The 12035-nt window shown below is 70.5% G+C and carries 11 protein-coding genes; 8 read left to right on the forward strand and 3 right to left on the reverse strand.

Annotation, left to right across the window (positions count from 1 at the left end; all coding sequences use genetic code 11):
- From AC32QD_RS04365 to AC32QD_RS04375, 3 genes are all read right to left on the reverse strand, one after another.
- The coding region (locus AC32QD_RS04365) for a M20/M25/M40 family metallo-hydrolase (RefSeq protein WP_492009260.1) at positions 1-387 on the reverse strand (387 nt) is incomplete at its 3' end.
- Positions 384-1181: a tRNA1(Val) (adenine(37)-N6)-methyltransferase gene (locus AC32QD_RS04370; protein ID WP_492009261.1), complete on the reverse strand. Its 798-nt coding sequence runs from the start codon at positions 1179-1181 to the stop codon at positions 384-386. The genes AC32QD_RS04365 and AC32QD_RS04370, both read right to left, overlap by 4 nt.
- Positions 1172-1402 (reverse strand): putative signal transducing protein, encoded by a 231-nt coding sequence (locus tag AC32QD_RS04375; protein ID WP_492009262.1) that lies wholly within the window; start codon positions 1400-1402, stop codon positions 1172-1174. The genes AC32QD_RS04370 and AC32QD_RS04375 overlap by 10 nt, the downstream gene beginning before the upstream one ends.
- 77 nt (positions 1403-1479) lie before the next feature.
- Here AC32QD_RS04375 and AC32QD_RS04380 point away from each other — a divergent pair, with 77 nt between their 5' ends.
- The 8 genes from AC32QD_RS04380 (at position 1480) to AC32QD_RS04415 (ending at position 11970) form a co-directional block, all read left to right on the forward strand.
- On the forward strand, positions 1480-2508 hold the full coding sequence (locus AC32QD_RS04380; RefSeq protein ID WP_492009263.1) for a polyprenyl synthetase family protein: 1029 nt from the start codon (positions 1480-1482) through the stop codon (positions 2506-2508).
- Between the two features lie 251 nt (positions 2509-2759).
- Complete coding sequence (locus AC32QD_RS04385) at positions 2760-3902, forward strand: aromatic ring-hydroxylating oxygenase subunit alpha (RefSeq protein WP_492009264.1); 1143 nt, start codon at positions 2760-2762, stop codon at positions 3900-3902.
- Between the two features lie 172 nt (positions 3903-4074).
- Positions 4075-4329 carry a hypothetical protein gene (locus tag AC32QD_RS04390; RefSeq protein ID WP_492009265.1) on the forward strand — a complete coding sequence of 85 codons (255 nt, stop codon included), beginning with the start codon at positions 4075-4077 and terminating at the stop codon, positions 4327-4329.
- Between the two features lie 109 nt (positions 4330-4438).
- Entirely contained in the window at positions 4439-6865 is a 2427-nt protein-coding gene (locus tag AC32QD_RS04395; RefSeq protein WP_492009266.1) for a GcvT family protein, read from the forward strand.
- Positions 6865-8124, forward strand: a complete 1260-nt coding sequence (locus AC32QD_RS04400; protein ID WP_492009267.1) for a sarcosine oxidase subunit beta family protein — start codon at positions 6865-6867, stop codon at positions 8122-8124. The genes AC32QD_RS04395 and AC32QD_RS04400 overlap by 1 nt, the downstream gene beginning before the upstream one ends.
- Positions 8125-8133: 9 nt before the next feature.
- On the forward strand, positions 8134-8409 hold the full coding sequence (locus tag AC32QD_RS04405) for a sarcosine oxidase subunit delta (protein ID WP_492009268.1): 276 nt from the start codon (positions 8134-8136) through the stop codon (positions 8407-8409).
- Positions 8406-11402 carry a sarcosine oxidase subunit alpha family protein gene (locus AC32QD_RS04410; RefSeq protein ID WP_492009269.1) on the forward strand — a complete coding sequence of 999 codons (2997 nt, stop codon included), beginning with the start codon at positions 8406-8408 and terminating at the stop codon, positions 11400-11402. The genes AC32QD_RS04405 and AC32QD_RS04410 overlap by 4 nt, the downstream gene beginning before the upstream one ends.
- The gene (locus AC32QD_RS04415) at positions 11395-11970 is read left to right on the forward strand and encodes a sarcosine oxidase subunit gamma (protein ID WP_492009270.1); all 576 of its coding nucleotides are present in this window, start codon (positions 11395-11397) and stop codon (positions 11968-11970) included. Before AC32QD_RS04410 ends, AC32QD_RS04415 begins: the two co-directional genes overlap by 8 nt.
- Positions 11971-12035: the final 65 nt, after the last annotated feature.

Consider the following 12035-nt stretch of genomic DNA (forward strand, 5'->3'; position numbering starts at 1 on the left):
GCCAGAGAAGTTCCGCGTCTCCGCCAGATGGCGTGCGGCGCCAAGCAGCATTGTGGTGTGTCCGTCGTGGCCGCAGGCGTGCATCACGCCGGCGTTCTCGGAGGCATAGTCCGCGCCGGTCGCCTCGGTGATCGGCAGCGCGTCCATGTCGGCGCGCAGCATGATCGCGGGACCGGTCCTGCCGTCGCGGCCATGCAGCACGCCGACGACCCCGGTGCCGCCGATCCCGGTCTCGACCGCGTCGAGACCGAATTCGGCGAGACGTTCGGCCACGATCCGAGCGGTGCGGTGCTCTGCATAGCCCAGCTCGGGATGGCGGTGCAGGTCCTGACGCCATTCGGACAGTTCGCCGGCGCGCGCGGCGATCGAGTTCGGGATCGGTTTCATGGAGTCCCTTCCTGGAAGTCGAGGGCCGCTGCCCGCCTCAGGAGGTCGGCGGCCTCGGGCGTGTAATCGTCGCCGTCGCGAAGATGGCGCGCGCCCTGGTGGAGGACGAGCGGCGGTAGAAGCCGGAACGGAGCCTTCGCGCCCTTGCGCGCCCGGACAATGACGCGATTCGCGGCGCGCCCCGCGCGCGGCGCCAGCGGCCTGAGCGCGACCGCACCGCAGCGCCCGTCGAGCAGGCCCAGGAGCGCGGGCGCGCGGTCGACCCTGTGGATCACCGTCAACCAGCCGCCCGGCTTCAGTCGCCGCAGCGCAGCCGTGACCCAGTCAGCAAGCGATGCGCCCGATTCGCGGTGTGCCCGGTCGCGGCCCGAGACGGCGGACGGGACGCTCGCCTGCGCCTGATAGGGCGGGTTCAGCATCACGTGATCGAAGCAGAGCTGTCGAAGTGCCTCCGGGCACTGCATCAGGTCGCCTTCGTGAAGGGTTGCCTCCGCCCCGTTCAGAGCTGCGTTGCGGCGGGCAAGATCGAGGTACGCGCGCTGGATCTCGAGCCCGTGCATCTCGAGGCCCGTGACCCGGGCCATGAGACAGAACATTGCCGCCCCGGCGCCGCATCCAAGGTCGAGCACAAGATCGCCCGAACGCGCCGGCACCGCCGCGGCCAGGAGCACCGGATCGGTTGCTGCTCGGTAGCCCTGTACGGGTTGCACGAGCCGGACGCGCCCGGCCAGCAGCCCATCCTCGCGCACGGCCCCGACCGAGGGCGGTCCTGCGCTTTCGGCGGTCAGAGCCATCGCTCGCCGTCGAAGGGCTCGACGCCGTTGTCGCGCAGGATTGTCCGCGCGCGGTAGAGGTCCTCGCGCCGCACCATCAGGCGGCGTGGCAGGATGCCGAGGCTGCCTTCCATAATGCTCATATTTACGTCGAACACGAAGCAGTCTATATCCTCCGCGTCCAGCAGCGCCTTGGCGTAGGGCACGAGAGTAGGGTCGGTGGTGCGCAGAAGTTCCTCCATCGACCAACAAGTAGGCGATCCGGCCCGCCAGGTCGAGCGGCGCGCGCGAGCCCTTCCGTGAGGGAGCCCACCATCCCATGACAGTCGACGCCATCGGGAGCAGCGCCACGGCGGCGTCCGGCGCCTCGGGACCGTTCGACCGGCTCGTCGGATTGGTCGCCGAGGACCTTGCCCGGGTCAATGTGCTGATCCGGGAGCGGATGGCCTCGCAGCACGCTCCGCGCATTCCCGAGATATCCTCCCACCTGATCGAGGCCGGGGGCAAGCGGCTGCGGCCGATCCTCACCCTGGCGGCCAGCCGTCTGTGCGGCTATCACGGCAGCGACCACGTCAAGCTGGCGGCGGCGGTCGAGTTCATCCATACCGCGACACTCTTGCATGACGACGTGATCGACGAGAGCCGGCAGCGTCGCGGCCGGGCCACCGCCAACCTGCTGTGGGACAACAAGTCGAGCGTGCTGGTCGGCGACTACCTGTTCGCCCGCGCCTTCCAGCTGATGGTGGAGACCGGCTCGATCCGGGTGCTCCGGATCCTCTCGGACGCCTCGGCCGTGATCGCCGAAGGCGAGGTGCTGCAGCTCGCGACCGCCCATGACCTCGCCACCGATCTTGCGCGCTATGACCAGGTCATCCAGGGCAAGACGGCCGCGCTGTTCGCGGCCGCAACCGAGGTGGGCGGGGTCATCTCCGGCATCGACGACGAGGGCATCGAGGCACTGCGGACCTTTGGCGACGGGCTCGGCATGGCCTTCCAGCTCACCGACGACCTGCTGGACTATGGCGGCACCTCGGCCACGCTCGGCAAGAACATCGGCGACGACTTTCGCGAGGGCAAGGTGACGCTGCCGCTGATCCTTGCGTATCGGCGCGCGGACGAGGCGGCGCGGTCCTTCTGGTGGCGCACGGTGGTGCGCGGCGAGCAGGAGCCGGGAGACCTCGAGCAGGCGCTCGCCTATCTCGAGGAAACCGGCGCGCTCGGCGAAACCCAGCAGGTCGCGCGGCGTCATGCCGACCGGGCGCTTGCGGCGCTTTCGGTCTTCCCGCGCGATCCGGTGCGCACCGCGCTCGAGGACATCGCCGAATTCGTGGTAGCCCGCACGGTCTGAGAGGCGTCCGCGCCGGTCACGTCTTCGTGCGCGGGATGACCGCGACATGGGACCCTCGAGAGCCGGCGTGACTGGTCCCATCGGGGGCCTGCGTCGGAACCGACATGTCCGGCCCGACCCCGGCCGCCGCTTTCGCGCAAGAATCATGTTCCGTTTGCGACAGGCGTGTTCGCTTTGAAGCCGGACGGCCTCGCCCGCCGTCACGATACTCCGGCTGATTCGATGCCGCGAACAAGTCAGGGATGCCAGCCATGACTCTTCACCCGAGCGACCTGTCCGCCGTGACGCTGCCGGTGGCGACCGCGCGCGGGTTGCCCAACCCGTTCTACACCGACGCGACGCTGTTCGAGGAGGAAAAGCGGCGCGTGTTCTTCCGCAACTGGGCCGGCATCGGCTTTGCCGCGGACGTGCCCGAGCCGGGCGACGCGCTGCCGCTGAGCTTCCTCGGCCAGCCGCTCCTGATGCTGCGCGACCGCGAGGGCACGCTCAGGGTGTTCTTCAACGTCTGCCGGCATCGCGGCATGATCCTGGTGGACAAGCCGGGCAAGATCCAGCGGGCCATCCGCTGCCCCTATCACTCGTGGTGCTACGAGCTCGACGGCCGGCTGCGCACGACGCCGCATGTCGGCGGCCCCGGCACCAACCGGCACGACGCGATCCATCGCGAGGAGCTGGGGCTGGTCGAGGTGCGCAGCCACGAGTGGCTGGGCGTGGTCTTCGTCAACATCGACGGCCAGGCGCCCGCCTTCGAGGACTACGCCGCCGGGGTCCGGGCGCGCTGGGCCGAGTTCGACCGCCCGTTGCACTTCGCCCCCGACGGCGGCTTCACGCTCGAGGTCGCCTGCAACTGGAAGCTCGCGGTCGAGAACTATTGCGAGAGCTATCACCTGCCCTGGGTGCATCCGGGGCTGAACAGCTATTCGCGGCTCGAGGACCACTACCACATCGAGACCGCCGGCGCCTTCTCCGGCCAGGGCACGCGCGTCTACCGGCCCATGCTGGCCCAGGACGGCCGGCGCTTCCCCGAGTTCGCCGGGCTCACGGAGCAATGGCGCGAGGGGGCAGAGTACATCTCGCTCTACCCCAACGTGCTGCTCGGGGTGCACAAGGACCACACCTTCGCCATCGTGCTCGAGCCGGCCGGCGTCGAGCGGACGCTGGAGCGGGTGGCGATCTTCTACACCGATCCGGCGGTGCTGGGCGAGGACTGGCGCGCCATGCGCGAGCGCAACACGGCGATGTGGAAGGACGTCTTCCAGGAGGACGTGTTCGTCGTCGAGGGCATGCAGAAGGGCCGCCATGCCGACGGTTTCGACGGCGGCCGCTTCTCGCCGGTGATGGACAGCCCGACGCACCTTTTCCACGCCTGGGTCGCGGGCCACATGGCGGCGTGAGCGCCGCGACCACAGGCAGGCGAGGGCCCCGTGCAGACGCCGAAAACGACCGGCAGCAAGGGTGTGCACATTACACATCTGTATAAACCATTGATTTTGCACGATTTGCAAAATGTGCACGGCCGCGCGGCCCTGTGGGGCGGCCGCGGTGGGACGGCCTAGGATATCGAGGATGCAGGCAGCCACGCCCCCCGGCCGCATGGACCGCGCCACGCTCGATGCCGCGCTGATCGCCGCGCACGAGCAGGGCGACAAGGCGCGGCTGGTGGCGCTCTACCGCGAGGCGGCCGACCGCGCCGAGGCCGCCGGCGAGACCGATGCCTGCTGCTTCTTTCTCACCCACGCCTATGTCTTCGCGCTGGTCACAGGCGATCCGCAAGCGCCGCGCCTGCATGCCCGGCTGCTGGCCGCGGGCCGCGAGGAGTGAGGCCGCCGCGCCCCCTGACGGAAATCCGACAGCAAGCGACGAGATTGCGCGCGGGGCTGGACGAGCGACCTGCTTTACATGCGGCGGCTGAAACCTGGAGGCACTTTCAATGAACACCCATGCGCGCGTGGTCGTGATCGGTGGCGGCGTCGTCGGCTGCTCGGTGCTCTACCACCTGGCCCGCGAGGGCTGGACCGACTCGGTGCTGATCGAGCGCTCGGAGCTGACCTCGGGATCGACCTGGCACGCGGCGGGCGGCTGCCACACCATCAACTCGGACCCCAACGTCGCCAAGCTGCAGCAATACACGATCAATCTCTATCGCGAGATCGAGGAGCTGTCGGGCCAGGCCACCGGCTTCCACATGACAGGGGGCGTGATGCTGGCCTCGACGCCCGAGCGGTTCGACTGGCTCAAGGGCGTGGTCGCGAAGGGCCGCTATCTCGGGATCGAGACCGAGATCATCACGCCCGAGAAGGCGCACGAGCTCATGCCGCTGCTCGACCCGGCGCAGTTCGTCGGCGCCGTGCGCACGGTGGTGGACGGGCATCTCGATCCCTCGGGCGTGACCCATGCCTATGCCAAGTCGGCGCGCAAGCTGGGCGCGGCCATCCACACGCACACCATGGTTACCGGGATCCGCCGCCTCGCTTCGGGCGAGTGGGAGGTGGTCACCGACAAGGGCACGATCCGTGCCGAGCACGTGGTCAACGCCGGCGGGCTGTGGGCGCGCGAGGTCGGGCGCATGGTCGGGCTGGAGCTGCCGATCCTGGCCATGGAGCACATGTACCTGATCACCGAGGACATGGAGGAGGTCGCCGAGATCAACCGCACCACCGGCAAGGAGGTCTATCACGCGGTCGATTTCGACGGCGAGCTGTACCTGCGCCAGGAGCGCGGCGGCATGCTGATGGGCACCTACGAGAAGGCGTGCAGGCCCTGGTCCGAGCGGGTCACGCCCTGGGAGTTCGGCCACGAGCTGCTGCCCCCCGATATCGACCGCATCGCGCCGTCGCTGGAAGTGGGCTTCGAGCATTTCCCCGCCTTCCAGAACGCCGGCATCAAGCAGATCATCAACGGCCCGTTCACCTTTGCTCCCGACGGCAACCCGCTGGTCGGCCCGGTGCGCGGGCTGCCCGGCTTCTGGTCGGCCTGCGGCGTCATGGCCGGGTTCAGCCAGGGCGGCGGCGTCGGGCTGGCGCTGTCGAACTGGATGATCCACGGCGATCCGGGCTTCGATGTCTGGGCCATGGACATCGCGCGCTACGGCGACTGGGCGAGCATGGCCTACACCAACCGGAAGGTGCAGGAGAACTACTCGCGCCGCTTCTCGATCAAGTTCCCCAACGAGGAGCTGACCGCGGGCCGGCCCTACAAGACCACGCCGATCTACGACCGGCTCCTGGCCCGGGGCGCACAGATGGGCGATGCCTGGGGCCTTGAGGTGGCGCTGTGGTTCGCGCCCGAGAGCGTGCGCGACGTGTTCTCGTGGCGCCGCTCGACCGACTTCGAGCACATCAAGGCCGAGGTGCGCGCGGTGCGCGAGGGCGTGGGATGCATGGAGATCTCCGGCTTCGCCAAGTTCGCCGTCAAGGGGCCGGGGGCGCGCGACTGGCTCGACCGCATGCTCGCCTGCAGGCTGCCGAAGCCGGGTCGCATGACGCTGGCGCCGATGCTCAAGCACGACGGCAAGCTGATCGGGGACCTCTCGCTCGCCTGCCTCGGCGAGGGCGACTATTTCCTCGCCGGCTCGGGCCAGGCCGAGAGCTTCTACATGCGCTGGTTCGAGCGGCACCTGCCCGAGGACGGCTCGGTGCGGGTCGACAATATCGGGCTGGGGCTGTGCGGCCTGTCGATCGCCGGCCCGAAGGCGCGCGCGGTCATGGAGGCGCTGACCCACGCGGATGTCTCGAAGGAGGCGTTCCGCTTCATGGACATCCGCCGCATGGAGGTCGGCTTCGCCCCCTGCCTGGTCGGCCGCGTCAGCTACACCGGCGATCTGGGCTATGAGATCTGGATGAAGCCCGAATACCAGCGCCACGTGTTCGAGCGCATCCTCGCGGCGGGCGAGGCGTTCGGGTTGCGCCTGTTCGGCACCCGGGCGCTGAACGCGCTGAGGCTGGAGAAGAACTTCGGCGGCTGGGCGCGCGAGTACCGGCCGATCTACGGGCCGGCCGAGGCCGGGCTCGACCGCTTCGTCGCCTACGAAAAGCCGGCCGATTTCATCGGCAAGGCTGCGGCGCTGGCCGAGCGGACCGAGGGCGGCAGGCGCCGCCTGCGCGCCTTCGTCGTGGAGGCCAAGGACGCCGACGTGATCGGCGACGAGGCGATCTGGCTGGGCGACGAGGTTGTCGGCTGGGTTACCTCGGGCGGTTTCGCGCACAACTCCGGCGTCTCGATGGCCCTGGGCTACGTGCGGCGCGAGGTGGCGGATTCGCAAGGCCCGTGGTTCGTGGAACTGCTTGGCGAGAGGCTGCCGGCGCGGTTACAACACGCCCCCATCTGGGATGCGAACGCGGAGAGGATGCGCGGCTGATGCAACGCTACAATGCGCTTCAGGTCCTCTGGGGCGGCCTGACCGGGCAGAAGCACTGGCAGCGCGTCTGGGGCCACCCCGAGCCCAAGACGCATTACGACGTGGTGATCGTCGGCGGCGGCGGGCACGGGCTGGCCACCGCCTATTACCTGGCCAAGGAGCACCGCATCACGCGGGTCGCGGTGCTGGAGAAGGGGTGGCTGGGCGGCGGCAATGTCGGGCGCAACACCACGATCGTGCGCTCGAACTACATGATCGAGGGCAATACCGAGTTCTACGAGCACTCGCTGAAGCTGTGGGAGAACCTGAGCCACGAGCTGAACTACAACGTGATGTTCAGCCAGCGCGCGCATGTGAACCTGGTGTTCAGCCCGGGCCAGCGCGATGCCGCGGCGCGGCGCTACAACATCATGCGGCTCAACGGCATCGACGGCGAGTACTGGGACCGCGACGCGCTGCGCCGGCGCATCCCGCACCTCAATTACGACAACGGCCGCTTCCCGATCCTCGGCGCCTATGTGCAGCCGCGCGCCGGCACCGCGCGGCACGACGCGGTGGCCTGGGGCTATGCCCGCGCCGCCACGGCGCTCGGGGTCGACATCATCCAGGGCTGCGAGGTCACCGGCTTCATCCGCAAGGGCGGGGCACTGATCGGGGTGGAGACCTCGAAGGGCGAGATCTATGCCGACAAGATCGGGCTGTCGGTGGCCGGCAGCAGCTCGCTGGTGGCTCAGAAGGCGGGCCTGGGCAAGCTGCCGATCGAGAGCCACATGCTGCAGGCCTATGTGTCGGAGCCGCTCAAGCCGATCGTCGACCACGTGATCGTGTTCGGCGGCGTGGGGCACTTCTACATCAGCCAGTCCGACAAGGGCGGGCTGGTGTTCGGCGGCGACCTCGACAAGTACAACTCCTACGCCCAGAAGGGCAACCTGCCGGTCTACGAGCACGTGCTGGGCGCCTGCATGCAGGTCCTGCCGTGCCTGGGCCGGGTGCGCATGCTGCGCCAGTGGGCGGGGCTGGTGGACATGTCGATGGACGGCTCGCCCTTCATCACCAGGACCGAGATCCCCGGCCTCTACCTGAATGCCGGCTGGTGCTATGGCGGCTTCAAGGCGACCCCGGCGGCGGGGCACACCTTCGCCCATACCATCGCCACGGACGCGCCGCATTGGGCCAATGCGGGCCTGACGCTCAGCCGCTACCGCGAGGGCCGCCAGATCGACGAGACCGGCCACGGGCCGGTGCCGAAGCTGCACTGAGGGGACCCGATGCTGCGCATTCCCTGCCCGTTCTGCGGCCCCCGCGACCACAGCGAGTTCTCCTACGAGGGCGACGCCACCGTGGCCTACCCCGCCCTCGATGCCTCCGAGGAGGCATGGTTCGAGGCGGTCTTCTTGCGCGACAACCCGCGCGGGCGGCACAGGGAGCTGTGGCACCACGTCCATGGCTGCCGGGCCTTCCTGGTCGTCGAGCGCGACACGCTGACCCACGAGATCGGCGAGGTGCGGCTGGCGCACGGACCGACGGCGGAGGCGCTGAAATGAGCGGCTTCCGGCTCAGCCACGGCGGCCTGATCGACCGCGCCAACCCGCTCGCCTTCACCTGGGACGGGCGGCGCATGCAGGGCTTCGCCGGCGACACGCTGGCCTCGGCGCTGCTCGCCAACGGCCAGCGGGTGCTGGCGCGCAGCTTCAAGTACCACCGCCCGCGCGGCGTCATGTCGGCAGGAGTCGAGGAGGGCGGCGCCACCGTCACGGTCGGCGCCGGTGCGCGCCGCACGCCCAATCTCAGGGCGACCGATGTCGAGCTGATGCAGGGGCTCGCCGCCTTCGGCCAGAACGCCTGGCCCAGCGTGCGCCTCGACTTCGGGCGGCTCAACGACCTGTTCAGCCGCTTCTTCGCTGCGGGCTTCTACTACAAGACCTTCATGGGGCTGGGCGGCGGCACCCGCCAGTGGATGTTCTTCGAGAATTTCATCCGCCGCGCCGCCGGCATGGGCGAGGCCCCGCGCGAGCCCGACCCGGACAGCTACGACATCGTGCACGACTTTTGCGACCTCCTGGTGATCGGCTCCGGCCCCGCCGGGCTGGCGGCGGCGGAGCTGGCCGCGGGCCAGGGCCTCGACGTCATGCTGGTCGAGCAGGACTTCCGGCCGGGCGGCTCGCTGCTGGGCTCGAGCGAGACGGTGGACGGCAAGCCCGCCCCCGACTGGGTGGCCGAGCGCGCCGCCCTCGAGGGCGTCCGCGTCATAACGCGGAGCACCGCCTTCGGGCTTTATGACGGCAACGTGGTCGGCGTCTACGAGCGCGTCACCGGCCATCGCCCCGGCTCCGAGCCGGCGCTGCCGCGCGGCAACCTGCGCATCGTCCGCCCGGCCCGCGTCATCCTGGCCTCGGGCGCGCTGGAGCGCCCGGTCGCCTTCGGCAACAACGATCGCCCCGGCGTCATGCTGGCGCATGCGGCGGCGGCCTATGTCACCCGGTTCGGTGTCGCTCCGGGCCGCCGCGCCGTGATCGCGGGCAACGGCGACAGCGCCTATGCGGACGCCGTCACGCTGGCGCGGGCGGGGATCGCGACCACGCTGCTCGACGCCCGCGAGCCGGCCCCTCCCGAGCTTGTCGAGGCCGCCGCCGCGGCCGGCGTCGAGGTGCATTCGGGCTATGTCCCGGTCGAGGTTCAGGGCCGCAACGCGGTCAGGGGCCTGCAGATCGGCCGCTTCGCCCGCGACGGCCATGTGCGGCCCGAGCGCACGTTGCCCTGCGACATGGTCGGGGTCTCGGGCGGCTGGTCCCCGGCGGTGCACCTGCTCAGCCATCGCGGCGCCAGGCCTGCGTGGAACGCGGAGATGTCGTGCTTCCTGCCGGGGCAGAGTCACGAGGGCGTCGGCGTCGCCGGCTCGGTCGCCGGCGTGTGGCGCACCGCCGAGTGCATCGCGCACGGCCAGGCCGCCGCCGCCGAGGCGGTCAAGGCGCTGACCGGCAAGAAGCCGCGCGCGCCGAAGGCGCCCGGCCCCGGCGGCTGGGCCAACCCGCTCAGGCCGCTGTGGGAGGTGAGGCTGAAGGACCGCAAGCTCAAGTCCTTCGTCGACCCGCACAATGATGTCACCTCCGCGGACCTGCGCCTGGCCGCCCGCGAGGGCTATGACTCGCCCGAGCACATGAAACGCTACACCACGCTGGGCATGGCGCCGGACCAGGGCAAGCTTGGCAACGTGGTCGGCCTGGGGATCCTGGCCGAGGTGCTGGGCCGCTCGGTGCCCGAGACCGGGCTGACCACCTTCCGCCCGCCCTACACGCCCGTGCCGCTCGGCGCCTTCGCCGGTCGCGCCCGCGACAGCCACTGGCAGGCCGAGCGCCTGACGCCGATGCACGGCGCCCAGGCCGAGGGCGGCGCGATGTTCACCGATGCCGGCCTGTGGAAGCGCGCTTGGTATCATCCGGCTGAGCCGGGCGAGGCGCTGGACGACGCCTATGTGCGCGAGGCGCGCGCGGTGCGCGAGTGCGTCGGCATGGTCGACGTCTCGACGCTGGGCAAGATCGCGGTGCAGGGGCCCGACGCCGCCGAGTTCCTCAACCGCGTCTACGTCAACGGCTTCGCCAAGCTGCCGGTGATGAAGTGCCGCTATGGCGTGATGCTGCGCGACGACGGCATCGTGTTCGACGACGGGGTCACCTGGCGGCTGGCCGAGGACGAGTTCATGGCCACCACCACCACCGCGAATGCCGCGGCGGCGATGGCCTGGTTCGAGACCCTGCTGCAGACCCGCTGGCCCGATCTGCGCGTCCATGTCGCCTCGGTCACCGACCAGTGGGCCGGCGTCGCCGTGGCGGGTCCGCAGGCCCGAGCGGCGGTCGAGGCGGCGCTGGCCGAGGGCGACATCTCGAACGAGGCGCTGCCTTTCATGGGCATCGTGCGGTTGCGGCTGAAGGCCGGGGGCGGCGAGATCCCGGTGATGATCGCGCGCATCAGCTTCTCGGGCGAGCGGGCCTTCGAGGTCTATGCCCGCTCGGACCACGGGCCCGCCATGTGGCGCGCCCTGCTCGCGGCGGTGAAGGCGCAGGGCGGCTCAGCCTACGGCATGGAGGCGTTGGGCGCGCTGCGCATCGAGAAGGGCCACGTCACCGGCGCCGAGCTTGATGGGCGGGTGACGCTCGAGGACGCGGGGCTGGGTCGCATGGCCTCGACGCGCAAGCCCTATATCGGCATGGTCCTGAGGAAGCGCCCGGAGCTCGTCCGCGAGGACCGGCCCCGCCTGGCCCATTTCCAGCCGGTGACCGACGGCGAGCGCTTCTCGGTCGGCGCCATCGTCACCGAGTCCGCCAACTATCGCGGCCACGGCATTGGCTGGATCACCGGCGTCACGGCAACGCCGGCGCTGGGCGGTGGCTGGCTCGGGATCGGCTTCGTGCGCGGCGGGCCGGAGGCCTGGGAGGGCAAGACCGTGATCATCGCCGACCCGGTGCGCGGGCGCGATGTGCACGCCCGCGTCGCCAGCCCGCACCAGTACGACCCGAAGGGAGAGCGGATGCATGGTTGAGCGTGCCTCGGCCCTCGATGGCCACACCGAGCCCAGGCGCTTCGGCCTGGTCGACGCGGACGGCCCCGGCATCCGGCTCGCTGAGCGCCGGCTGCAAAGCGCCTGGCTGATCGCCGCCTGGCCTGACCGCCTCGATCGCGCCGGCGCGGTGGCGGCGCAGGCCGCCGGCGTGGATGCCGCGCCGGGCCCCGGCCTCTCGGCCACCGGCGAGGGCGGCACGCTCATGCGCGTCGAGCCGCTGAAATGGCTCATGGTCAGCGAGCGGGAGGTGCCGCGGCCTGCGCTCGAGTCGGACGACGGCACGGTGCTGGATCTGGGCCACGCGCGCACGGTGATCCATGTCTCGGGCCCGCGCGCGGTCGAGCTGATGGCGCGCATGGTGCCGCTCGACCTGCGCCCGGCGCATTTTGCCGAGGGGGCGGTCGCGGCCAGCGTGCTGCACCATGTGGGCGTGACGATCCTGGCGCGCGACGGCGGCTTCGACGTCTTCGCGCTCAGGAGCTTCGGCCTCGCGGTGTGGGAGGCGCTGGCCGATGCCGCGGCCCAGTTCGGCTGCGAGGTCGGCTGACGCCCTGGACCGGCCGCGCCCGACCCGCCTGCGGGCCCGCCCCTCGGTCCGCCTCTCGGCCCGCC

This window comes from Thermohalobaculum sp. (assembly GCF_058622915.1).